Consider the following 25,831-nt stretch of genomic DNA (forward strand, 5'->3'; position numbering starts at 1 on the left):
GAAATGCTTCATTGTATTACTTATATTTTACTCCATACAGTACCTGTAATTATGTTTAGTGATTGTTTATAAGGAAATACTTGCTTCATGAATACCGAAAAACGCCTAGAAATTTTTCGTAAGTTTCACGAAGATAATCCAGAGCCTAAAACCGCACTAATTTACTCTTCGCCGTTTGAGTTACTAATTTCGGTGATTTTGTCGGCTCAATCTACAGACGTTAGCGTCAATAAGGCGACGGCTAAACTGTACCAAGTAGCCAATACGCCAGAGACTGTGTACGCCTTGGGTATAGATGGTTTGTCAGAGCACATCAAGACTATTAATCTATACAAAAACAAAACTAAAAATATTATTAAGACCTGTCGCATGCTAGTTAATTTGCACGGTAACAAAGTGCCACAAAATCGAGAAGACCTAGAAGCCCTTCCTGGTGTAGGCCGAAAAACTGCCAATGTGATTCTCAATACCGCGTTTCAACAACTGACCATAGCAGTGGACACGCATATTTTCCGCGTCAGTAATAAAACTGGTATTACGCGTGGCAAAAACGTTTTTGAAGTAGAAATGCAACTAATGAAGTTTGTGCCTAAGCCTTATTTACTCAATTCCCATCATTGGCTAGTGCTTCACGGGCAATATATCTGTAGAGCACGTAAACCACTTTGTAGCAACTGCAGTATTAAAGACTTGTGTGAATTCAAATATAAAAATATCGCATGATTGAGCATTGATTGGTTGTCTTAATTCATTTGAAGTAATACCGACATATCTAGACCGACGAAATACACAAAAAATGAACTTGTTTAAATCTAAACAATATATGACCACGCAGAGTTTTACATAAAGTCATTAGCTGTAATAGCTAAAGTTATACTTTGTATAAAAGTATATGCTAAATAGCTGTGCCTTTATAGCATACGCATATAGCGTATGCTATAAAGGTTATTTAACAAAGTCGCTTGAAACTCCTATTTTGAGTAGTGGATACGCGTTTAAGTTGCATATTCAACCAACAATTGTTAGCGGTTATTAACAGCATTGGTATGCATGCATTCATAGAAAACCATTTATCATAAAAATGTAAGTAGTTTATGACTCCTAGATACTAGCAACTACTACATAGCTTATGTGGCAACATAAAATATAGCGGTTAGTAGGCGACTACCTCTACAATTCGAATTCCTATTTAATTTAATTAAGTTGACTGTATGAGTAGGTTTTCATAAATGCAATAATTAATGTTCAGTTTGTTCTTAACTAAGGCGTGTGGCACGGTACTACACCTGAGAAACAGACTTTAAGTCTGTTGAGCATGATCGTAATGTATTGGCAGCAGTGTAGTGATGCATATTTTATAGTCATGATAAGCCATGCTAATTATTAACGAAAGTAGGTAGATTTTTAAATAGTTATTTTTTATATCCGTAATTTAACACAGTTTAGTTACGTCATTCCAGTAAACCAACACACAACTTCTAGGTTTGGACTTAATCGCTCTTGAACAGCAACAGCTAATAAGGCTAACTAAGCCAGTACCAAATAAGCCATTGTATGCGTTTATATGAACTGTCGCTAGCTTACCGGCTAGACGTATACTCTTATCAGAGCTGAAAGTCATGATAAACTTAGTCAGGCGACACTCGAACTTATCGCGCTCTACTTTCAATTCAAGATTCTATATATATGCCTGAAAATATAAACGCTATCGCAAACTATCTGGCAACCGCACTAAATATTGCTAGATAAACATAGAGCACAGGCAAGCAGTTTAACTAACTTATATAATACCTTAAAGCGTTATACGTTGTTAACGCATACTAGGGATAGTAGACACGTATAATAAAACTTAATAGAGAGTGTCTATAATAATCTTTTACGATAGCATTCTAACTAAATTGATATAATTGGAATCTTTAATGTCTAACTACATAACCATGCTGCGTCCTGACGACTGGCATATTCATCTTCGTGATGGTGCTGCGTTACCCCAAACCGTAGCCGATGTAGCGCGCACGTTTAGCCGCGCTATCATCATGCCAAATATAGTACCTCCAGTATGTAATACTATAGAAGCTAAGGCCTATCGTCAGCGTATCCTCGCTGCGCGACCACCTGGGAACTACTTTGAGCCATTAATGGTGATTTACCTCACTGATCACACCCAACCTAAAGAAATTAGCCGAGCTAAGGCAACTAGTTTCATACATGCCGCTAAACTATATCCGGTTGGCACAACCACCAACTCAGATTCTGGCGTAACAAGTCTCGATAAAATCTTGCTGGCAATTGAAGCGATGGCTAAAGTCGGCATGCCACTGCTAATTCACGGTGAAGTAACTCGTTGCGATGTAGACGTGTTTGATCGTGAAAAGATTTTTATCGATGAGCATATGTGCCGTATAGTCGAGTTATTCCCGACCCTCAAAGTAGTGCTTGAGCATATCACTACCACCGATGCAGTGCAGTTCGTAAACGAGGCCTCAGCTAATGTCAGCGCAACTATTACTGCGCATCACCTGCTCTATAACCGCAACCATATGCTAGCAAATAGAATTCGGCCACACTTCTATTGTCTGCCAATTCTCAAACGTAACACCCATCAAATAGCTTTACTGGATGCGGCTACTAGCGGTAATCCGAAATTTTTTCTTGGCACTGACTCTGCCCCTCATGCTCGGCATGTTAAAGAAGCCATGTATGGCTGTGCAGGCTGTTACACTGCACATACTGCTATCGCATTATATGCTGAAGCGTTTGAACAACGTAACGCACTAGATAAACTCGAAAGTTTTGCTAGTTTTAACGGCCCGCGTTTCTATGGACTACCGGTAAATACAGATAAAATTACCCTAGTTCGTGAAAACTGGACGGCCCCTGCTAGCCTACCATTTGGCGAGCAGACTATTATCCCTCTGCGCGCCAATGAAATATTGCGATGGCGCCTATTGGAGGAAAGCAAGTGAGCGAAAACCATTATAATAACGCCCAAAAGCACAGTTATAGCGAAACTACTCACTCTATAGCTGAGCGGTTTCGCGGTTATTTACCAGTAGTCATTGATGTAGAAACCGGCGGTTTTAACTGTGCTACTGACGCATTGCTAGAAATTGCCGCAACCACTATCAGTATGGATGTTAAAGGTTTTTTGTTCCCCAAGCACACTAACTTTTTTCGTGTCGAGCCGTTTGAGGACGCGAATATCGAAACAGCAGCTTTAGAGTTTACTGGAATTAAGCTTGATCACCCACTGCGTATGGCGGTTAGTGAAGAAACAGCGTTGACCGATATCTTCCATGACGTACGCAAGGCATTGAAAACCAATGGCTGTAATCGCGCAATTTTAGTGGGTCATAACAGCAGCTTTGATTTAGGTTTTCTAAATGCTGCAGTAGCGCGGCTAGACATGAAGCATAACCCGTTCCACCCGTTCTCTAGCTTCGACACCGCTACCCTAGCTGGCTTAGCTTATGGCCAAACTGTACTGGCGAAAGCCTGTCAGGCGGCTGGCATTGACTTTGATGGGCGTGAAGCTCATTCGGCACTTTACGATACAGAGAAAACTGCTGAATTGTTTTGCGAAATTGTCAATCGCTGGAAGCAGATGGGTGGCTAGAAAAAAACCATTACTAGTTATACTAGAATGGTATACGTAAAGAACCAGCTTTCTCAAGCTAATTTTTTGCTTTAAATATAGCTAATACACTTTCTAGAATACCAAGTCATGTAAGTCAAAAAATTTTTTTCAGTGGTGTAAAGAATAAATGTAGCAATGCTGAGTTACAGGCTGCTACTTTCTGACAAGAATAACAACCTAAAGACTAGCTTACTCATTTGTTATGATTGTAACTAGACTCCTTTGCAAGCATGCAAAGTCTCCTGTAATAACGTATTTGCAGGACAAAAATATTACGACTGCAACCGTTAGCTGGTATTGTACACATGGACTAGCCTAATCAATAGGCAAACACATATCAAATAAGTCGCGGATCATATTTGATTAGCTTGGTAAAAATTTAGCTTTACTGTGTACTACTATACGATTTTTTGTCAGTTGCATAATCATTGTAGCGCAAAAAATACAGTATTACGACTAATCTTAGCGCAATTATCAATACTATCTCAGTAACGACTAGGTATGTAGCATTTGAACGCTATTGTAGGCAATCACCAAATTAAACATATATGCTAGCGTTTTTTTGATGAGCTTACTCGCCAGATGCTTGAGCTGTTTAAACTAATAGAAATAGTTTAAAATAGAAGTGCATGAGATAATATATCTAATTGGCATAATAGATATTAGATGCTTGCTAATTGCCATAAACAGTAAACTTATTCAATATGTTCAATGTTAACTACTTACAAGCTTGGCGCATGCAAAAGATAAAGCTGCAAAGTTACAGCTATACAAAATATAGTCAGAGCAAAGTGATGTGAATACTAAACTACTAACACTTCATGTTAGTGCACCATAGAGCTACGCTACGACTAAGCGAAGCTTGTTATTATGTTAGCTTCGTTTAAGAAGTTAGTCTATAATATAACGCAAAATTTTAAAATGTAGATATATTTTATATGTTAAATAATTTTCTAATACTATTAACGTATCTTCGAATTTAGATAGCATCTGGCTGACCAATTACTTGTACTGAGTAGTATTATCTTTGGCTTTATCAATAAATATATACTAACACATGCTGCTAATGGTAAAACCATGATCATATAGTAACGCTATGATATGTCTAATTATCAGTATATTTTAGCGATGATAATCATGATAATTTTTAGTGCGTTTAGCTCGATTAAGTTGAATACATTCATACTTTCAACAACGTAAAGTATGCGTTTAACTGCATAGAGTTAACTGACCTAACCAATAGTAAGGTAGCGCCTGTCTAGAATGACAGGTAGCGTATCCTTATAACTTGCTTTTAGTATAAGCCTCAACTCTAGCTTTTAGCTTTTGTCCTGGACGAAACGTAACAACACGACGAGCCGTGATTGGGGTGTATTCTCCAGTTTTTGGATTGCGGCCAGGCCGCTGACGTTTATCTCGCAAATCAAAATTACCGAAACCGGATAATTTGACCTGTTCATTTTCTGCCAGAGCATACCTTATTTCTTTAAAAAACAACTCGACTAATTCTTTGGCCTCACGTCTATTTAGACTCAATTCTTCACATAGACGTTCTGCTATTTCAGCTTTCGTCAAAGCCTTCATACATTATTTCCTTAACGTAGCGTTCAGTCTTTGTTTAAGCGAGGCAAGAATATTCTGTGTTATAGTATTAACTTCATCGTCATTAAGAGTGCGTAATGGATGCTGCCATGTTAGGCCAACTGCAAGACTTTTTCTATGCAAACCAATGCTTTTACCATGATAAACATCAAATAACCTGAGGTCTATTAGCCATTCACCTGCATTTTTACGGATTACATCTAGAACAACATTGGCAGCCACTTCACAATCGACAATTAACGCCAAATCACGACGTACTTCAGGAAAACGTGATAACTCGCTAAATTTAGGCATATTGCTAGATATGACTTCAGCTAAGACTAACTCAAAAACAAACACTGGACGATTAAGGCTAAGGATTTTTAGCAGCTTTGGGTGGATAGCACCAACAAAGCCTACTAGACAGTTTTTGCGTTCGATACGTGCAGTTTGACCAGGGTGCAATGCTGGATGAATGCCGGGTACGAACGTAAATTCACTCGGTGCGCCAGCAAAACCTAATACTGCTTCCACGTCAGCTTTAATATCGAAGAAATCCACAGAATCGTTGCTATTCGCCCAACTTTCAGGAAAACGGTTACCACACACTGCACCAGCTAGCACAGGCTCTTGTTTAAGGACATCGAGCTGACCAACAAAACGTAGGCCACTTTCAAATATACGAACGCGATTCTTCTGACGATTCAAATTATAAAAAAGCACTTTCATAAAGCCTGGCCACAGTGATAAACGCATGGCAGCCATGTCCTTAGATATAGGATTAGCCAATAGTAACGGCTTAACACCTGGATTGAATAGTTCGAACTGCTTAGGATCTATGAAACTATAGGTAACGGTTTCTTGGTAGCCACGCGCAACTAGTAGATGGCGCATCTCTTGCAAGTGCACACGTATTTCAACTTTAGGTTGTGGCACTAGGCGGGCCTGCGGATAACGAACCGGCAGGCGGTTGTAACCATACAAACGGGCTAATTCTTCAATCAGGTCGACTTCTAGGCTGATATCGGAGCGATGACTTGGTACTTCAACATGCCACCACCCTTCATTGCTATTAGAAATACACAGGCCAACCGCGGACAGCAGTTGCTCAATCTGCTCAGGCTTTATCACTAGACCAAGCATTTGCTCGACACTTTTAGCACGTAAAAGAATCGGCATAATAGACGGCAAGTACTGCTCGTTGATAATTTCAGTGATCGGACCAGCTTCGCCGCCAGTACTTTCTAAAAATAGGCTAGTAGCACGCTCCATGGCTTTGCGGGTCAATTTCCAATCTACACCGCGCTCGTAGCGATACGAAGCATCGGTATGTAAGCCATAAGCACTAGCCTTGCCAGCAATAGCGACCCGATCAAAGAATGCGCTTTCAAGGAAAATATCACGCGTAGTGTTACATATACTGGCGTGCTCACCACCCATCACACCAGCAATCGCCATAACGCAAGAATGATCAGCAATTACTAGAGTATTGGCACGCAAGCTTACCTCTTTACCATCTGGCAGTGCTAACCGCTCACCTTCTTCAGCCATACGTACGCGTATGCCACCATTGATTTCAGCAAGATCAAAAGCATGTATCGGCTGACCTAGCTCAAGCATCACGTAGTTAGTAATATCAATAGCTGCATTGATGCCGCGCACGTCAGAACGACGCAGACGCTCAGCCATCCATAACGGGGTTGGCTTTGACAAATCGACGTTGTGGATTACACGACCAAGGTAACGCGGACAAGCATGTGGCGCTAGCACTTCAATAGGATGCATTTTGTCGTGCACTGCTACTACCGCCACAACTGCTGGACTGACAGTCGAGATATTGTATAGTGCGCCAACTTCACGCGCTAGGCCAGCAAGAGATAGGCAATCACCGCGATTTGAAGTCAGATTGACCTTGATACTAAAGTCTTCTAACTCTAGATAGACACGAATATCCTGACCTATAGGTGCATCAGCAGGTAATTCCATTAGAACATCATTCCGATCGCCGATCTGTAATGCAGCCTGTGAACACAATATGCCGTTGGACTCAACGCCGCACATCTTAGTTTTTGTAATTTTAAAATCGCCAGGCAGTTGGGCACCGATTATAGCGAATGGGACTTTTAGGTGCGGACGTACATTAGGTGCTTCACATACAACCTGGAAATCTTGCATGCCATTGCTAACCTGACACACACGTAGGTTGGCAGCATCAGGATGTTGCTTAGTGCTCAATATTTCGCCAACTACTACGCCGCTAAAAACACCAGCGATTGGCGTTACGTTGTCAACTGTAAGACCAGCAATTGATAGACGAGAAATTAGGTCATCACGATCTACCTGCGGGCTTACCCAGCTACGTAGCCATTGTTCACTGAATTTCATTCAGCTCTCCTAAAAAATTTTCTACAACTAACGAAATTGCGCAAGAAACCGCAAATCATTATCGAAGAACAGACGTAAGTCGTTTACGCCATAACGCAGCATAGCTAGACGCTCAACACCCATGCCGAAGGCAAAACCAGAAAACTCTTCTGAATCAATTTTAGAGATGCCTAGCACGTTTGGGTGTACCATGCCGCATCCCATTACTTCTAGCCAGCCAGTCTGATTGCAGATTCGGCAACCCTTGCTACCACACATCACGCATTCTATATCAACTTCAGCAGATGGCTCGGTAAATGGAAAAAACGATGGACGGAAACGTACCGCCAGTTTTTTCTCAAAAAACACTCGCAAAAATTCTTCTATGGTGCCTTTGAGGTCAGCAAAATTGATATCATAATCAATAAGCAGGCCTTCAATCTGATGAAACATCGGTGAGTGAGTTACATCTGAATCGTTACGGTATACACGGCCTGGGCAGACGATACGTATCGGTGGCTTATTTGCTTGCATAGTGCGGACTTGTACCGGCGAGGTATGAGTCCGCAATAGCATGCTCGCATTAAAATAGAAAGTATCGTGCATCGATCTAGCCGGGTGATGACTAGGGATGTTGAGCGCCTCGAAGTTATGGTAATCGTCTTCGACTTCAGGACCTTCAGCGATACCATAACCAATACAGGTAAAGAACTGCTCAATCCGTTCTAAAGTTCTGGTAATCGGATGTAGACCACCAGAAACCTGGCCACGCCCAGGTAAGGTTACGTCAATGGACTCAGCGGCGAGTTTAGCTGCAAGATTGGCCTCCTTAATTAAAGCCTTGCGTACATTGAAAACCTCTATAACACGTTCCTTGGCAAGATTGATTAGCGCGCCAACTTGCGGACGCTCTTTAACAGGTAAGCCTCCCAGAGTCTTCACTACCTTAGTTAATTCACCATTTTTACCAAGGTAATGCACCCGGATTTGCTCTAAAACATTGATATCTACAGCACCTTGCGCAGCCTCAAGGGCTTGAGCAACGATCGCTTCTAGGTTTTTCATGTACAAACTCCAGATACATAACATAATAGGGGAAGAGCTTGAAGGCTCTTCCCCTATTATGACGTTTTACCTTGAGCCACAAGAAAAGCCCATGGCGGTTTATTTCTGGAGGTAATTAAATTCAAGCGAATTTAGCTTTCTCAACAATTGCAGCAAACACTACTTTTTGGTTTACAGCCAGCTCAGCCAAAACCTTACGATCGATTTCAATTGACGCTTTTTTAAGACCAGCGATAAAACTGCTATAGGATAAACCATTAATACGTGCACCAGCATTAATACGGGCGATCCATAGAGAACGGAACTGACGTTTTTTTTGCCGTCGGTCACGGTAAGCGTATTGACCAGCTTTTATTACTGCTTGCTTAGCAGCACGGAATACGCGTGAACGGGCGCCATAGTAGCCTTTAGCAAGCTTCAGAATCTTTTTATGACGCTTACGAGAAATAACGCCGCGCTTTATACGAGCCATTAGTTACTTCCTCTATTTTTTTTGATCAAAAATTAACAAAGACGTAGTATACGCTCGACTTTTGCCACTTCAGAAGGATTCAGCAAGCTGCTACCGCGCAGTTGGCGCTTACGCTTAGTTGACATTTTAGTCAAGATATGGTTTTTGCAAGCGTGCTTATGCTTGATACCGTTTGCAGTTTTTAGAAACCGCTTAGAGGCACTACTTTTAGTCTTCATCTTTGGCATATTTATATACTCCGTATTTAATTGATCAACCTCATCCAGAGCGCTTGCCATATCCTATTAGCTGCTTCTTTTTTTCGGAGCTATGACCATAATTAGTTGGCGACCTTCCATTTTAGGAAGCTGTTCAACAGAACCATACTCCAATAAATCGAGTGCAACCCGTTTAAGTAGCTCTATTCCCAACTCTTGGTGAGCCATCTCACGGCCACGGAATCGCAGAGATACCTTCGCTCTATCCCCATCCTTCAAGAAGCGTACTAGGTTACGTAGTTTTACTTGGTAATCCCATTCATCAGTACCTGGACGGAATTTAATTTCTTTTACTTGAATCTGCTTTTGGTTTTTTTTCGCCGCAGCAATCTGTTTTTTCTTTTCAAATATTGATTTACCATAATCCATCACCCGGCAAACAGGTGGGACTGCATTAGCAGAAATTTCTACCAGATCTAATTTAGACTCTTCAGCGATACGAAGCGCTTCATCAATCAAGACGATACCAATCTGCTCGCCATTAGCACCAATCAACCGAACCTCGAATGCCGAAATATTTTCGTTAATCGGGGCTTTCGGTGCAGCTCGTTTATCTTGTCTCATTTCACGCTTAATAATAATTACTCCGAATCTAAATGACCACGCCGGGAAACCGCTTGCACTAGCAACTTAACGAACTGGTCAACGGACATTGAGCCAAGGTCAGCACCTTCACGAGTACGTACAGCGATGGTCTGCGTATTGACTTCCCGATCTCCGATAACCAAAAGATAAGGAACTTTAAGCAAGGTATGTTCACGAATTTTAAAGCCGATCTTTTCATTTCTCAAGTCAGACTTAACACGAAATCCGCTTTCATTGAGGTTTTTTTCAACTGCAGCGGTAAAATTAGCCTGTTTATCAGTAATATTCATAATTACTGCCTGGATGGGGGCAAGCCATACTGGGAATGCGCCATCATAGTGTTCAATCAGGATCCCGATGAATCGTTCAAAAGAACCAAGGATAGCCCGGTGCAGCATAACTGGATACCTACGACTATTATCTTTGGAAACATATTCAGCTTTCAATCGAATCGGCAGGTTAAAATCAAGCTGCAAGGTACCACATTGCCAGACACGACCAAGACAATCTTTTAGCGAAAACTCAATTTTTGGACCGTAAAAAGCACCATCACCAGGCTGCAGATCGTACACTAGGCCCGCACTGTCTAATGCTATAGCTAGCGCAGATTCGGCGCGATCCCATAGCTCATCAGAACCAACTCGTCTTTCAGGACGAGTTGACAGCTTCATTTCGACTTCAGCAAAACCAAACTTGCGATAAACATCTATAGTCAGCTTGATAAATGCAGCTGATTCAGTCTGCATTTGTTCTTCAGTACAAAAGATGTGCCCATCATCTTGGGTGAAGCCACGCATCCGCATGATGCCATGCAATGCACCAGATGGCTCATTACGGTGGCAAGCACCAAACTCTGCTAGACGTATCGGCAACTCACGGTAGCTCTTCAGGCCTTGGTTAAATACCTGCACATGGCATGGACAGTTCATTGGCTTAATGGCGTAGTCATGACTTTCCGACTGAGTTATAAACATATTATCGGCATAGTTAGCCCAGTGCCCTGATCGATCCCATAGACTACGGTCAACGACTTGTGGAGTTTTAATCTCCAGGTAGCCGTTATCGCGCTGAACCTTTCGCATATATTGCTCAAGAACCTGATATAAAGTCCATCCATTCGGGTGCCAGAATACCATACCAGGCGCTTCTTCCTGGAGATGAAACAAATTTAGGTGCTTACCAATCTTACGATGATCGCGTTTTTCGGCTGCTTCGATGCGCTGAATATAGGCGGTAAGCTGCTTATTGCTAGGCAAGGCAGTACCGTAAATTCGCTGCAGCTGCTCATTCTTCGCATTGCCGCGCCAGTAAGCACCAGACAACTTGGTCAGTTTAAACGACTTGAGGAAGCGTGTGTTCGGCACATGTGGACCACGACACATGTCAACATACTCTTCGTGATAATATAAGCTCATGGTATGCTCGTCCGGCATATCTTCAACTAGACGCAGCTTGTAGTCTTCACCGCGAGCGGTAAATACCTCAATCACTTCAGCGCGCGACGTGACTTTTTTGATAACATCGTAATCTTTGTTGATCAACGCATGCATACGCGCTTCTATAGCAGCTAAATCCTTGATAGTAAAAGGACATTCATAAGCGATATCATAATAAAAACCTTCGTCAATGACTGGACCGATTACCATCTTTGCAGTTGGATACAACTGCTTGACTGCATGACCAATCAAATGCGCGCAAGAATGGCGAATAACCTTCAACCCTTCCAGATCCTGTGGCGTGATAATCTGCAGGCTAGCATCATGAGTGATTAGGTCGCTAGAGTCAACCAGCGTACCGTTAACTTTGCCAGCTATGGTGGCCTCGGCTAAGTCCGCGCTAATAAATGTAGCGACCTCAACCACGGAAACTGAATTTTTAAATGAATGCCGACTTCCGTCTGGAAGAACAATAGTTGGCATGGCATCTCCTTTCCTAGTGGTAAACCATACTAAAATCATATGGGTTAGGCGTTAACTAGTACAAAATTCAATACTAGGCTGTTCCGTGATGAATGCCTGCTTTAAAGTAGCAGCAGAAGCCGTATCAATTAATCAATAGTCGAATTAGAATAACTGAAGAGTCAACCCAGAGAAACTTTATTACTTTATTAAAGTGACAACTAGCATGCATAGATAAACTAAATAAATTCAATTTAATGATAATGACAAGCATGCATAATCAGCATGCTTGCTCTTTGAAGCACAAACTCCAGCGTTTATTACTGTCTACAAAAGTAGACAGCAAATGATACATCAGGTTTCAAGCTAGCCGAGAATAGCTGTTTGTCTATGGAGTCACAGAATCATTTCATTATGCGTTTTACCTTAGCCTTTGCTTAGCTTTTGTTCTCTTCGTTTCCCTAGCTCTCCTTACCAGTTAGCGCTCATATAACTACTCCATCGAGCTGCTCTTCAACTAGTGATCGAGATAGCTTAATCAAAAAACTACACGCTAGAAGCACGGCAGAACCGTTAATAGCAAAACCGCCAAAGACTACTGTGTACGTAGCACCAACAAGATTGATGCAGCATTTAACTACTATAAAAGAATAAAAATAACTCATAGCTAACTAAAATAGTGGTCGAGCATGTAAGGCTAAAGACATTATGGCAACTGCTTTTTTGCAAAGCAGTTAAGAATATAGTAAAGATATCAACTAATCAGATATATTTAGCTAGAAAACAGTCTAAGAACTATAATTTTCATAAAATTAAACAGCGTGTACGACTTTAACAACCAATACTTTGTGTACTGCATATTACGTAAACTATAGATTTTAGCCGAACAAAGCACTAAAAAACAACACTATTGATTATCAATCCATGCTTCCTAGTAAGACTCTCAAGTAGTTTTATTTATGATAAACTACTATAGTACATTACATTAATGTTGTACATTAGCAGCGTAAAATGAATACACTAAATATATGTTTTAGGAGGTATGTTATGTCTAATCGCCAAACTGGTACCGTGAAATGGTTTAATGACGAAAAAGGCTTTGGCTTTATCACCCCCCAAGGCGGCGGTAACGACCTATTTGTACACTTCAAAGCCATTGAAAGTGAAGGATTTAAAAGCCTAAAAGAAGGACAAACAGTTTCCTTTGTGGCTGAAAAAGGACAAAAGGGTATGCAGGCTGCACAAGTTCGTAGCGAATAGCTCCCTGCCAAGATAGGAGGATCGTTCATAAGATAGTTTTTTATTGGCTGGGGAATTATTAGCCTGGCCACAATTTACCAAACTATTTTTTTAGAATGCATGTCTCAGCTGCTTTCAGTTCGCAATACTAAATTGACAATAGTTCAACCGAATATTGAACTGTTACGGACACTAAAACTACATAGCACATTAAGCAGATAGACAGTCAGATTGCCATGATAACACTAACCTGCAATACTATAATAGGGTGAGCGTTTTAAGTTGCGTTATTTTTAATAATATAATCTGGAGAAATACCACTATACTAATAGGCAGGTCATCTTACCTATAAATATGTTAATGTTTTATAGAGTTTGAACTTTAAATTTACTAGGTCTATGGTTTTTTATTCGTATTGATACTGATTAAATAACGGCTCCATATAATTTAGTTATAAATAACAATTCACCATAGGTCCAATTGTTACGCCAGAAGATCTAGATTGAGCGTCTTACAGAAAAAACATGGCCAATGCAGTCACACATTAATATCATTTCTAGTAACAAACTAGAGCCTAGCACTAAAGTTTTAGTACAGCGCATAAATTCGATAAGCATAACATAAATATCACATTTTTTACTCATCGCAAGACTTTAATTTATAAGTATCAAAAAAATGCATCACCACACAATTGCTTTTATAGAAAAAATTAATTATAACTCTCTGCTAATTGCCAAATAAAGGCTCAAACATTAACTGTGTTACGCTAAGGCTACGAATGTGTATACTTCAATCTAATGCTAGTCTATAATAGTTTTATATATCTACCTACTACATGTCGTCAAAAATTCACGGCATGTTGATCATAGTAACAGTACTGCTAGCAAATAAAGTTAGCAACAAGCCTTAACTTTGATAATCATTAGTAATCAAGGCAATTCAAGATTTATTCATTGCATACACTAAAGGCCGCATGATCATTACTTAAGCTTGACGAACCTAAAACTGCGTGCACTGTGGTTAAAGCCAGAGCTCAAATCGATTTAATCATAGGTAAACATACATTAGCTATCAAAGTCATGAATTACTTGCTGTTGTAGTTTTAGCTATTAGTTTTGATGCCGCTAATCAATCTTTTATAGTGCAGCACTACAATGCGCTTGGCTAATATTGTGGATTATTCGATCTAGTATGCAGCAATACATAATTGCTACTCCAGAGTCTATTGACGAGTAATTTATTCAAACAGCATGATAACTTTATAGATAGTAAGCATTTCTTTAGATTTATCACGGATAAATGCATAGCAGTCACCGATCAGGTTATGAACAATCTTACCATTTATTGATAGTTAATACCCAGAGTGCTTGCTACAGAGAATCAAGAATTAATCACATGGTCTGGTTTGCCATATGCTAATATGGTCAAAGTCACCAATGTTATCTCCTCGTACTCTACAAAATTTTACCGAACATACGAATGAGATAGCACCAGTAGCTATAATAGCCTTAAGATCTAGGTATTTTTTTTAGAATATTCTAAACTATTTTCTAGTCCTGGTCAGTTTGCAAGTTACTCAAGTGAATTAAAAGATATTCATGTTAGCGTTAGTTTTTATACAAAATCCGCTACGTACTATGTAGCGTTAGTGCTTGGTCTTGTATGGCTTCAATAAAGCTTTAACCTTATTACCGAAATTAGTTGTTTAATAAAAAGCTTTGAGCTTATGCTATGGGTTATATGTACCGACAAAATATCGAGTTTTTACTTTTCGATATATTTAAATTAAAACAGTCAAAAAATGATGATAACTTTTATTACGATATAGAAAGTTTTATTTAGCATAGTAATTAATGCATTAAAACTGATAAGCATGTTTTTAATAAATCTTAATACTATCCTGTATAGTCAAAAAAATTTATTAGTAAGCAACGTAATAATCAAGCCAGATTTTGGATTTAGTAACTTCACTATTGGCACATAAAAAATAGATAGAGTAGCCGATGCAATAACAAGCATAGCAACCATCAAAAAGCATTCAGTAAATAGCAATGTCATAGATTCACGCTAATTTTATAATCACTGCCAGTAATACTTTGCAGTGCAAAGTAAATTACTAATATCTATATAATTTAAATTATTTAAGTGTCAATCAATTTAATTGATGTGTAACAAACATATTTTAAATAAGCTAAATAGCTGCGTTAATAATTTAACATGATCTTCGTCTAATAACTCTATAAAATAATAACTAGTGATATTACTATCACATATGTTTTTAAAACAACATCTAAAGTATAATTTTTAACAATTTCAAATAATGCTATTTAGTTGCTTGGAAGACAAAGCTGGCTTTGTCTATGCTAATCTGAATACTCATCACTATTTGTTTAACTATAATATATTAGTTTATATCAAGCAATGTAATCTGCTCAGTACAACTTTTGCTTTTATCTCAGCACCTCCAAGCGCCCATAAATACTTTTATGCTCTAAATAAGTCTATATTAGTAGTAATCAAAAGTCAGAGAACAAACTAATAAAGTTGGTACTGAAAACTTTCTTTTTTTTAGCGCTATGATTTCTGCTAATGCTATTCTTAATTGTCATTCAAGCCTATAGCTAACACAATTATCAATGTTAATCTGATAATTGTTCAGTTGTCTTTCAAATTTGATACCTAATATACAAGATATACACATCTTGTATTTGCAGAGTATTCATTCTTTCCTCTTGTAAATGCGGATAATTGCTTTTTTTTGCGCAAAACCAAATAACTTGTCGGTAAGTACGATTGGGTTATCGCTCGTGATCCAAACATACAAAACAACTAGGTTTTAGAGATAGTTATTATAACTAATACCTAGAACATGACAAACTGTAACGGATGCTTTAGGAATATTAATTATAAGTATGCATGCATACAGGTAAATAAACTAACTTTACCTCTATTTTCGTTCCTAGATATAATCTCATTATATTGTATGAAACTGCCAGAATCATAAGCTAGACAAGATTTTTATAGTTTCAGTGGTTAACAAATTCATAAAAACTAAATACTATGTTCATGCAAGATACACACTAAAAAAATACTTTACAGCAAGATTTTCTTCTGCAGCGTTAACTAAACTTAACACTTACACATACCTTACTATTTATATATAAAAATTATTAACTCGATAATTATTATAGTTATAATAAATAGAGACTTATTTGATAAGTATCAGTTTTAGTATTATTTTGTCTGTTTTTACCGTTATCACTTATGCCTAAACATCTTTAATTTTTATTAAACTAAAAATTAGCTCAGAAGCTCTACGCTGTTGAATCTATTCAATAATACTATGACTGCACACAGAACTAACATGCTAAATGAACCCGACAACCAATGGTTAAACCTAGATAAGTTGACTGCTAACTCTGTTAATTACTGTGCAGTATAGTGCTTCATAAATATATAACTTAGTGTTATTTTATCTTTGCTTTAGTTAGTTTTTAGTCAACAACGCTTGAAGGCTTTAGCTTTAGCAATTGTCCGATAACGGACTAAGCAACACTATACCCTAACCATATGTCTTCATAATATAAAAAACTAAACTAGTTTCTAGAAGTTTAATAGTTTAGGTCAGAGGTTGTCTACAGGTTTATCATCTTTGGTTGGTTGCTTAAAGCATTTAGCTCTATTAACTGATTATGCAAATACCGCGATCAACTTTTTTAAAGAAAGCTATAATAAAAAAAGTATTTATCCTGCACTTTGTAACTTTCTTGCTACTAACTTAGAATTTATTATCAAGCACAAATACCTATGGCCAAAATAAGATAGTCCAAGCATAATTTAAGTCCATAAACTTTCAGAGCAGAGAATAAGTGCTTAGTTATTAACTATAAATATCTGGTGAGCTAGTGACAATTAATTTAACTGTACCCTTGTGCAGCGAATAGAACTAAAGCTTTCCCAGTTTTTACAATAAGCATCCTCGTAATTGAAGACGAACTCAAATATGGCAATTACACGCTGTAATATCTGCAAAACAACTAGGTTACTAGTAAAGCCTACGCTTTTACAAGTGTAGGCAGATCTTCAATCAACATCAGAAACATTATACTACGCTAGTATGCTGGATGTGATTATCTATAACATGGATGACTGCAAAATACTGCACCAACTATATAAACAAGCCGTTACCAAGGTATTTCTCTAACTGTTAATGGATAATATAGCCGCAACTATATTAACGGCTTAAAGCTAAACATAGAGATTACCTTAAAAGCCTTAGGTCTAAGGCCCCAACAAACTTCTACGACGATACTAATTGAGTTGATGCATCCATTAACTGTCTGCACCTGAAGATCGACGCATCATTCCAGCTCAGGTTAATCTAATAGCGTGTGAAATATTAGCTACCGCTTTACTACTTAGCCATAAATACCAAGCGCAATCATTCACTAACACTACTGTGCCTAATACTAATGTTTTTGCCAGCACCTATTTAGCGTTTTAATATATTCTGAATATAAATTAAATGAATAAATAAGCTTTAATCTTGACAAATCAGTACCACAGCTACAAATAAATAAAGCCATTAAGCACAGACAAAATTAAGTAACTTATATATAGTGATTGCCACTGAATCTAATCTTCCATATTACATGTGATGACCAACTAAAATATTAGTAACAGAAAGATCTTTTAAAAATTGTTTTTTATAAAAACTGCGCGACTACCTTTCTTTCCTGCTTAAAAATAAGACATTTAACAACATTAAGAAGAATGGCACTCATAGGCACACTATTCAGTTATAGACATTAGATTATATAGTATCGTATCTTAAATTTTATAATCTAAGCTACCGACATATACTAAATAATAATTACTATGGTATACGCAATAATCAGCATAAAATTTAATCTAGCATTAATGTTTTTATTATTATCCATATTGATCTCCATATAATGCAATATAGTTATTTGCTCTGGCCTACTAGTTTTTTGTCTTAGAGGCTTACAATACTTAAGCGCACATTTGTCAATAGAAAAATAGTGCAAAGGTGGGTAGCAAATCTCAAATAAGACGCAAAAGCAAGTTTTAAACAATAAAAAATGTTTAACTATTCTGTTAGCCATTCTAAAATTGACCAACAGAGTTAATATTTTATTTGGTAGGCACGATTGGGTTCGAACCAACGGCCACCACCATGTCAAGGTGGTGCTCTAACCAACTGAGCTACGTGCCTAATGTGAAAATATATTCACAGAGATTCTACAGGAGTGTCAAGATTTTTTACTACTAACTATATAAATATATACATAATGTATTTATAAAAGACATTCCAGAGGTTTTCGGCTGGCTAAAAAACATTCTAACTCAGGCAAAATTGACCTATTAGCAAGATATAAAATATGGATTTTATGATGTTAAATGGCCACTACCACCATAATTAATTATATTTCGCCACGCCTACGAATGCAATTTACTGCTACGTTTATTTATACTACAAGACATAATCAAAACTAATGTATGTTTAATTAACGCTGGCTATATCAGTTTTTTCCAGCATACTATTTTGATAGTGCATAGTTTTGGTATTACGGTTATGCTAAGTAAAGTTGCAACTTTAAAGTATTCAAGGTAGCATGGTCAACGGGTAATTGGCGCCCACACATATATATGTATATAATACTAATTTGACGTATAATGCTACTATCAGGATAAGGTTAACGCTAAGCTTATCATAGTTGCAGGCAACACGCCTGCCTAGGCAAACTAAATACTAAAATTTGCAACTAAATCAATGCTGCGCAGAGCTTCAGTTATTATTAATGCAACGTTTAGGCAATCAATTAACTAAAATGCTAATGCCGTCAAACTACTACACTGGTGAAATATAATTACTTATTAACACTATCAGTGCTACTGATGTACCACCTATGGTAGTAATATTTTACTTTTAGGACTATCGCCGTCACAGGCAAAATATGTGTAACTAGCAAATAGAGTTCTGGCTTTATATTCATGAATAATGCAGAGCATTTGATGTGTTTGCAATCTTGCTGCATGACTAATTTTTTTAGTGTGCAAATTTTACATATAACATTAGCAACTATAAGCACTATAATATAGCCATCTACTATATAATTTTATTATATGATTAGAAATAATTGTTAAACAAAACTAGTTTTTGCGGCATTCATCTGAGATCTACTTAAAATTACATTACAAGTAAAAATATGATTTTTTTGATCAAGGTCTTTTGGTATTAGATCCTAAAGGCTTACTTATATATTTCAAGACACTTGATAGGCATAATGGCAGGTATGGCGCAGCGGACGGGACTCGAACCCGCGACCCCCGGCGTGACAGGCCGGTATTCTAACCGACTGAACTACCGCTGCGCGTTGGCACAATCTGTGATGCTGCATATTTTTTTGAAGTAAGACTCTCAGAAAGTGGTGGGTGATGACGGGATCGAACCGCCGACCCTCTGCTTGTAAGGCAGATGCTCTCCCAGCTGAGCTAATCACCCTTTGCTTCATTGAGGCTGCGAAATTTACGCATATAGGTAACCTAAGTCAATAGCCTACTTGAAGTTTTTTTGTGAAAAAGATAAAATTGTTTCAATACAGCTTATAGGCCATGCTTACTGTAAATTATTTTTTTAGTTCATGTTATTATCCATGCTAGATGCTATACCATCACTATTATGTCACGTTAAATCTTAGACATAAAACAATGTCGATCGGCAGCACAAGATAGCCTTTACCGTCTGCTATAACTTTTGTTAGCAACTCAATCACAAAACAGTCAGCCCACGAGTAATGTCAGCTTGTAAATCAGCTATGTCTTCCAAACCTACCGATATACGGATCAGGCTATCGCCAATACCCGCTGCTTCACGTTCCTGATGTGCTAGACGCCCATGCGACGTAGTGCTCGGATGAGTAATCGTAGTTTTGCTATCACCCAGGTTAGTAGTAATAGAAATAAGGCGTGTTGCATCAATAAAGCGCCAAGCACCATCTTTACCGCCTCTTACTTCAAAACTTAACACTGCGCCAAAATTACGTTGCTGCTGCTTAGCTAGCATGTGCTGTGGATGGCTTTTAAGCCCAGCATAATACACCTTCTTGATACCTGCCTGCTGCTCTAGCCACTCAGCTAAGGCTATAGCATTTGCACAATGCACATTCATACGCAAGCTTAGAGTTTCTAGTCCTTTAAGGAAGATCCAGGCATTGAACGGGCTAAGAGCCGAGCCAGCAGTGCGCATGAAACCCAATACCTCCCTCATCTGCTCGCCACAACCAGCAACTACACCGCCCATACAGCGGCCCTGACCATCGATAAATTTCGTAGCCGAATGCACAACAATGTCTGCTCCCAGCTTCAACGGTTGCTGTAGTGCTGGCGTACAGAAGCAGTTATCTACCGCCAACATTGCGCCCTTGGTGTGCGCTAATTTAGATAACGCGTTGATATCGACCAATTCGGCCAACGGGTTAGACGGCGACTCAACAAACAATAGTTTTGTGTTGGTCTGAATCGATGCTTCCCAGCCAGATAGGTCTGCTAAAGGCACGTAGTCCACTTCAATACCGAAGCGCTTAAAGTACCTCTCAAATAGACTGATAGTCGATCCAAATACGCTACGTGACACTAATACATGGTCGCCAGAACTGCATAGGCTCATCACTAATGCTAGGATAGCAGCCATACCAGTAGCCATGGCAACTGCTAATTCAGCACCTTCCAGTGCTGCAATACGTTCCTCGAACGCACGCACAGTCGGGTTAGTGTAACGAGAATACACGTTACCAGGCACTTCACCGGCAAAACGCGCTGCAGCGTCGGCAGCAGTACGGAATACATAACTGGAAGTAAAAAATATCGGATCACTGTGCTCACCTTCTGAGGTGCGGTGCTGGCCGGCGCGTACAGCCAAAGTATTAAAAGCTACACCATCAAGATTGCTATCTAATCGACCAGCATCCCATTCTTTACTCATGTTAATACTCCTTACTTAAGACTTTATTTAAAGTACAAAAATTAGTTCATAAGAGCTAGTTTTACTGAGTTGCTGTACATATTGATGATGCACTAATTACTTTTGTCTTAACCTTCAATAAATCATTATATGACCGCTTGATATTAATCTTGCCAGCACCAACCACGTCGATCAGATTAAGCAAATCTTTATATATAAGTTATCCTGCATACATCAAGTTAGCCACGTTTTAGGTTAAACGTGTAAACCGATTAGTGCGTTGGCGCTCAGCATATCGATACTATATACGTTTCAGTAGCATACGACTTAACGCTGTAGAGCAGAAGTATACGTTTTGCACCGGTTTTTTGAATGCCAAATTATTGGCATTGAGGAATGTAAACGATGTAATCGTTCTTAACAAGGACTTCACAAAACTTTAAGTTCAAGTGTTTGGTTAGTGTCAATACAGCAGCACAACTGGTATGCTGGACAGAAATAACTACATTGATATTGTACTTATGACGCATACAAAATTTTTTTGACTATCAGCTTACCCATCAGCATATGCGTCTTTTACACCGAAATATTATTAATAATTGCGTATTAGCGCACCAGATATATATTCTAAAATGCAATTATTAAGTTTCTAAAAAATATGGTACTGGTGGATATGCAGCGCACTATCTTTAGTGTAAGCATTGTTTTACCAGATGATGGGTCATGAGTTTAAGTAAAACTAAGAACGTCTGCGGATACACTTGTTGGGGTAATCATACACTGAACACTTTATCAGTATTACTCTAGCTGTATATAACGTGACGGAACTATGTAGACAAGGAAAATTATCAATATTATAACAGATAGCCATTGCTATTATGGCATAACTATGAAGATAATAATTCTATACGTCAGAATGGCAGCAAGCACATCTTGCTCTTTTTACCGCAGTTTATCGTGCTTAGCCAGATAACCTGTATGCGCTTGCCTTATACTATAAGGCAAGTTGCCGCAAATAGTTAATTTGAAGCCAAACAGAGCTCATGACAACTGGCTAACATAACACAACCAATATCAGCATTCTAGATTAAACGCTGCATATAATTCTAATAAAGCACGTTACATAAACTGCTGTATTATTCTCATTACGTAGACACAGCCTGCCATCCGTGCCTCAAGGACAGTTAGCGCTGTATACAGCACCTAACTAACATGCCACTGACAATCGATAACGCCATATATGCGACATAACCCATTATACTTAATAAATCTTGATTAGGTATAGCTTGCTAAAGTGTTGTAACTAATAAAAATTGCTCTTTGAACAATAGATTAAAAGGTAAGCCAGTTACTATGGCCAGCCACCGACTGCTTAAACTAAGAATGAGGTTTTTAGACCAATCCGCAACTAATAAAAATTTTGGCACGAGTATCGACTCCTGCCACCATAAATCCTGTTGTACTGGCCCCAAGCTCAATAACCCGACCCCTACAACCACAAGCAAACCACCACGTGCAATGCCGAAAGACATGCCAAGAAATCGATCAATCCCAGAGAGACCTTTGATACGTATTAACTTACAAATAAGATGGTTGACCATTGCCCCCACTATAAGTGTGACAATGAACATAATAACGCAACTAACAATAACACGTAGTGAAGATGTTTCTATGTACCTATTCAAGTAACCAGACAGCGAACCACCGAACATCCAGGTTACTACTCCTGCAAGAATCCAGGTCAACAACGATAGCGCTTCTTTTACAAAGCCACGGCTTAAACTAATTAATCCAGAAATAGCGACGATTGCAACGATCGCCCAATCAGCCAAGGTAAATGACACAACGCAACCTTACGTACGGTTAAGGCTGCGTATTTTAGCAGAGCACCAGGATATCGGTAAACTGCAATTACAGGTATTTTATAAATCAATTAGTTATACTTGTCTGACTCATCTGAATATGAGAGCGTATTACCAATCAAAGTAAGCAAATATTCAGCTATGCTCGGGCTAGAAGCGTACTAAAAAGCTATTTAAATTCTACCGTAGACCAAAGCAGATCACGAAGATAGTCGACCTCAATTTACTCAACTAACAGACCAATAAATACGCAATTCATAGCTTCAGCATTATGAGTATAGACGTTATAGCATTTTAGGCGCATAACTTGTTTGTGCAAAGCATCGACGTTTTACAATTAGTCAAGCTGGCTAACTGGATTAATTAACTAATTTAGCAAGCCAATCTGATCAATACCACTTTGCAACATGTCAGGCCTGCTTAGAACGATAGATTACGGTAGTTACCACTGCATCAAGTTGAGCTTAATGCATCGTCAGTGCCTGAGGCGTAGTTAGTGCATCACTAATTACCTAGCGCTGCTTATAATAATGTAAAAAACAGCATCGGCAGAAAATCACTACTAATGCCACTAATATTAAAGCTTGGACTATTTACATACCTGTATGTGCTATCCATTAATACTATCAGTTTTCTGCGTAAAGCGCTTTGCTAACCACTCCAGCGCCTCGGCAACACAATAAAATGATCCGAATAATAAAATCTCATCTTCAGCAGTTGCTGCCATGCATTGCGCTTCAAGCGCAGCCGTGACGCTTGTATATGACTCTACTGATGCACCAAGGGTTTGCAAAACTATTTCCAATTCAGTAGCTGGACGGCAGCGCAATGTATTTAACGGTGCTACCGCCCAAGTCTGGACATGATCGAGCAATGGGGCAACCACACCATTCAAATCCTTATCAGCTAATAACCCAAATACCGCTAGGCGGCGACCAGCCAGTGACGTAAGTGATAAGCGCTGCGCCAGGTATTCAGCAGCGTGCTGGTTGTGCCCTACGTCTAGCAGTAGGCTCAAGTATCTGCCTTGCCATTCAAGAACACGACGATCTAAGCGTCCAACCACGCGGACTGCTTGTAATGTAGCAGCAATTTGCCCTGCATTCCAAGCTAGATCTAGCAATGAATAAGCTTGTAAAGCAAGTGCAGCATTTTCCATCGGCAAGTTCAGTAGTGGTAAATTATGCAGCTCTACAGCTTGACCGCGTACATTACGCCCACGCCACTGCCAATGTTTACCGCTAATATTAAAATCAAACTCGCGACCACGTAAGAAGAATTGGCAGTCAAGCTCATGAACCTTATCCAGCAATGGTTGTGGCGGATCTGGATCACCACACAGCACAGGCTTGCCATAGCGGAAGATGCCAGCCTTTTCATAGGACACGGACTCGCGTGTATTACCCAAGTAGTCAGAATGATCAATACCAATGCTAGTTACTAGCGCAAGATCAGCATCCATCAAGTTAACTGTGTCTAGACGCCCGCCAAACCCTACTTCAAGTATAACTACATCTAACTGTGCACGCTTAAATAGCCAAAATGCCGCCAAGGTACCCATTTCAAAATAGGTTAAAGAAATTTCACGGCGCCCGACATCAAGTGCAGCAAAAGCTTCACAAAGCTGTTCATCAGTAGCCTCAATGCCATCGAGGTGTACTCGCTCGTTATAACGTAACAAATGCGGTGAAGTGTAAACACCAACTTTTAGCCCTTGGGCTTGCAGCAGCGACGCAACAAAGGCACAGGTAGAGCCTTTACCGTTAGTGCCAGTTACAGTGATTACTCGTGGTGTTGACTGGCCGCCCAATCCAAGCCGTGCCACTACCTGTTGTGAACGCTCTAGGCTCATATCGATAACTAAAGGATGCAACTGCTCGAGGTAGGCGAGCCATTCGCCTAGCTTACGTTGAATCATAAGCTTATTGATACCGATGTATAATAAGTTGGTTAAATTTTAGGCGTCACACACGTAGGTCTTGGCAATCCCATCATTTGTGCTAACAGGCTGCTGAGGCGTAGACGTAGCTCACTACGTGGGATGATCAAATCAATTGCACCATGCTCCAGTAAGAACTCGCTACGCTGAAAACCTTGCGGTAATTTTTCACGAACAGTTTGTTCAATGACGCGCGGCCCAGCAAAACCAATCAAAGCTTTTGGCTCACAAACTATCACGTCACCGAGCATAGCAAGACTAGCAGAAACACCACCGTAAACTGGGTCAGTCAGTACAGAAATAAACGGGATACCTTCTTCATGTAAACGCGCCAGTACCGCAGAGGTTTTAGCCATCTGCATCAGAGAGATTAACGCTTCCTGCATACGTGCACCACCAGAGGCAGCAAAGCAAATCATTGGGCAACGGTTTTCTAAGGCATAATTAGCAGCACGTACGAAACGTTCACCGACAATAGCACCCATGGAACCACCCATAAAAGAGAACTCAAAAGCAGATACCACCACTGGCATACCAAACAATTTACCACTAACCGAAACTAGTGCATCTTTCTCGCCAGTCTGCTTCTGTGCAGCAGTAAGACGGTCTTTGTACTTCCTGCTATCGCGAAACTTAAGACGGTCAATCGGTTCCAGCTCAGCACCAAGCTCGTTACGGCTATCGATATCAAGGAAGATATTGATACGCGCGCGAGCGCTGATACGCATATGGTGACTACACTTTGGACAAACGTCTAAGGTCCTTTCAAGTTCCGGGCGGTACAGCACCGCATCACAGGATGGGCATTTGTGCCATAGACCTTCAGGCACGGAGCTTTTCTTAACCTCTGAACGCATGATAGAAGGGATCAGTTTATCTACTAACCAGTTGCTCATGCTTTCTTTCTCCAGTACCGTAGCTTGAACACAGCACCGCATATACCATTAA

At 39.4% G+C, this 25,831-nt stretch carries 15 protein-coding genes and 3 tRNA genes; 4 read left to right on the top strand and 14 right to left on the bottom strand.

Annotated features, from left to right (window positions below):
* The first annotated feature begins 87 nt into the window (after positions 1-87).
* From nth to rnt, 3 genes are all read left to right on the top strand, one after another.
* Complete coding sequence (gene nth / locus C3B55_RS03460; RefSeq protein WP_129211497.1) at positions 88-723, top strand: endonuclease III; 636 nt, start codon at positions 88-90, stop codon at positions 721-723.
* Positions 724-1,919: 1,196 nt separating this feature from the next.
* On the top strand, positions 1,920-2,966 hold the full coding sequence (gene pyrC / locus C3B55_RS03465; RefSeq protein ID WP_129211499.1) for a dihydroorotase: 1,047 nt from the start codon (positions 1,920-1,922) through the stop codon (positions 2,964-2,966).
* The gene (rnt, locus tag C3B55_RS03470; RefSeq protein WP_129211501.1) at positions 2,963-3,616 is read left to right on the top strand and encodes a ribonuclease T; all 654 of its coding nucleotides are present in this window, start codon (positions 2,963-2,965) and stop codon (positions 3,614-3,616) included. Before pyrC ends, rnt begins: the two co-directional genes overlap by 4 nt.
* Positions 3,617-4,918: 1,302 nt before the next feature.
* On the opposite strand, the gene ihfA is transcribed toward rnt, so the two are convergent.
* From ihfA to thrS, 7 genes are all read right to left on the bottom strand, one after another.
* Complete coding sequence (gene ihfA / locus C3B55_RS03475) at positions 4,919-5,221, bottom strand: integration host factor subunit alpha (RefSeq protein ID WP_129211503.1); 303 nt, start codon at positions 5,219-5,221, stop codon at positions 4,919-4,921.
* Between the two features lie 3 nt (positions 5,222-5,224).
* Complete coding sequence (gene pheT, locus C3B55_RS03480) at positions 5,225-7,603, bottom strand: phenylalanine--tRNA ligase subunit beta (RefSeq protein WP_129211505.1); 2,379 nt, start codon at positions 7,601-7,603, stop codon at positions 5,225-5,227.
* A 27-nt stretch (positions 7,604-7,630) separates the two neighbouring features.
* Positions 7,631-8,647, bottom strand: a complete 1,017-nt coding sequence (pheS, locus tag C3B55_RS03485; RefSeq protein WP_129211507.1) for a phenylalanine--tRNA ligase subunit alpha — start codon at positions 8,645-8,647, stop codon at positions 7,631-7,633.
* 121 nt (positions 8,648-8,768) lie between these two features.
* The gene (gene rplT, locus C3B55_RS03490) at positions 8,769-9,119 is read right to left on the bottom strand and encodes a 50S ribosomal protein L20 (protein WP_129211509.1); all 351 of its coding nucleotides are present in this window, start codon (positions 9,117-9,119) and stop codon (positions 8,769-8,771) included.
* Between the two features lie 32 nt (positions 9,120-9,151).
* Positions 9,152-9,346, bottom strand: a complete 195-nt coding sequence (gene rpmI, locus C3B55_RS03495; RefSeq protein ID WP_129211918.1) for a 50S ribosomal protein L35 — start codon at positions 9,344-9,346, stop codon at positions 9,152-9,154.
* Positions 9,347-9,403: 57 nt separating this feature from the next.
* Positions 9,404-9,958, bottom strand: coding sequence for a translation initiation factor IF-3 (gene infC / locus C3B55_RS03500; protein ID WP_457912701.1), 555 nt, complete (start codon positions 9,956-9,958; stop codon positions 9,404-9,406).
* Positions 9,958-11,880: a threonine--tRNA ligase gene (thrS, locus tag C3B55_RS03505; protein ID WP_129211513.1), complete on the bottom strand. Its 1,923-nt coding sequence runs from the start codon at positions 11,878-11,880 to the stop codon at positions 9,958-9,960. The genes infC and thrS overlap by 1 nt, the downstream gene beginning before the upstream one ends.
* Positions 11,881-12,906: 1,026 nt before the next feature.
* Between thrS and C3B55_RS03510 the strand changes: the two genes are divergently transcribed.
* Positions 12,907-13,119 carry a cold-shock protein gene (locus C3B55_RS03510; protein WP_129211515.1) on the top strand — a complete coding sequence of 71 codons (213 nt, stop codon included), beginning with the start codon at positions 12,907-12,909 and terminating at the stop codon, positions 13,117-13,119.
* 5,138 nt (positions 13,120-18,257) lie between these two features.
* Here C3B55_RS03510 and C3B55_RS03515 read toward each other — a convergent pair.
* From C3B55_RS03515 to accD, 7 genes are all read right to left on the bottom strand, one after another.
* A tRNA-Val gene (locus tag C3B55_RS03515) sits at positions 18,258-18,334 on the bottom strand.
* 1,082 nt (positions 18,335-19,416) lie between these two features.
* A tRNA-Asp gene (locus C3B55_RS03520) sits at positions 19,417-19,493 on the bottom strand.
* A 55-nt stretch (positions 19,494-19,548) separates the two neighbouring features.
* Positions 19,549-19,624 (bottom strand) — tRNA-Val (locus C3B55_RS03525).
* Positions 19,625-19,891: 267 nt separating this feature from the next.
* Positions 19,892-21,103 (bottom strand): O-succinylhomoserine sulfhydrylase, encoded by a 1,212-nt coding sequence (locus tag C3B55_RS03530; protein WP_129211517.1) that lies wholly within the window; start codon positions 21,101-21,103, stop codon positions 19,892-19,894.
* Between the two features lie 1,268 nt (positions 21,104-22,371).
* On the bottom strand, positions 22,372-22,926 hold the full coding sequence (locus C3B55_RS03535; RefSeq protein WP_129211519.1) for a CvpA family protein: 555 nt from the start codon (positions 22,924-22,926) through the stop codon (positions 22,372-22,374).
* A 628-nt stretch (positions 22,927-23,554) separates the two neighbouring features.
* The gene (folC, locus tag C3B55_RS03540; RefSeq protein WP_129211521.1) at positions 23,555-24,862 is read right to left on the bottom strand and encodes a bifunctional tetrahydrofolate synthase/dihydrofolate synthase; all 1,308 of its coding nucleotides are present in this window, start codon (positions 24,860-24,862) and stop codon (positions 23,555-23,557) included.
* Positions 24,863-24,894: 32 nt separating this feature from the next.
* Positions 24,895-25,779, bottom strand: a complete 885-nt coding sequence (accD, locus tag C3B55_RS03545) for an acetyl-CoA carboxylase, carboxyltransferase subunit beta (RefSeq protein ID WP_129211523.1) — start codon at positions 25,777-25,779, stop codon at positions 24,895-24,897.
* Positions 25,780-25,831: the final 52 nt, after the last annotated feature.

The organism is Candidatus Pseudomonas adelgestsugas (assembly GCF_004124255.1).
Lineage (GTDB): Bacteria > Pseudomonadota > Gammaproteobacteria > Pseudomonadales > Pseudomonadaceae > Aquipseudomonas > Aquipseudomonas adelgestsugas.

Coding starts and splice junctions, on each gene's coding strand:
- pheS (WP_129211507.1), bottom strand. CDS start 8,647: ATGAAAAACCTAGAAGCGATCGTTGCTCAAGCCCTTGAGGCTGCGCAA.
- rpmI (WP_129211918.1), bottom strand. CDS start 9,346: ATGCCAAAGATGAAGACTAAAAGTAGTGCCTCTAAGCGGTTTCTAAAA.
- ihfA (WP_129211503.1), bottom strand. CDS start 5,221: ATGAAGGCTTTGACGAAAGCTGAAATAGCAGAACGTCTATGTGAAGAA.
- C3B55_RS03510 (WP_129211515.1), top strand. CDS start 12,907: ATGTCTAATCGCCAAACTGGTACCGTGAAATGGTTTAATGACGAAAAA.
- accD (WP_129211523.1), bottom strand. CDS start 25,779: ATGAGCAACTGGTTAGTAGATAAACTGATCCCTTCTATCATGCGTTCA.
- thrS (WP_129211513.1), bottom strand. CDS start 11,880: ATGCCAACTATTGTTCTTCCAGACGGAAGTCGGCATTCATTTAAAAAT.
- pheT (WP_129211505.1), bottom strand. CDS start 7,603: ATGAAATTCAGTGAACAATGGCTACGTAGCTGGGTAAGCCCGCAGGTA.
- C3B55_RS03530 (WP_129211517.1), bottom strand. CDS start 21,103: ATGAGTAAAGAATGGGATGCTGGTCGATTAGATAGCAATCTTGATGGT.
- nth (WP_129211497.1), top strand. CDS start 88: ATGAATACCGAAAAACGCCTAGAAATTTTTCGTAAGTTTCACGAAGAT.
- pyrC (WP_129211499.1), top strand. CDS start 1,920: ATGTCTAACTACATAACCATGCTGCGTCCTGACGACTGGCATATTCAT.
- rplT (WP_129211509.1), bottom strand. CDS start 9,119: ATGGCTCGTATAAAGCGCGGCGTTATTTCTCGTAAGCGTCATAAAAAG.
- folC (WP_129211521.1), bottom strand. CDS start 24,862: ATGATTCAACGTAAGCTAGGCGAATGGCTCGCCTACCTCGAGCAGTTG.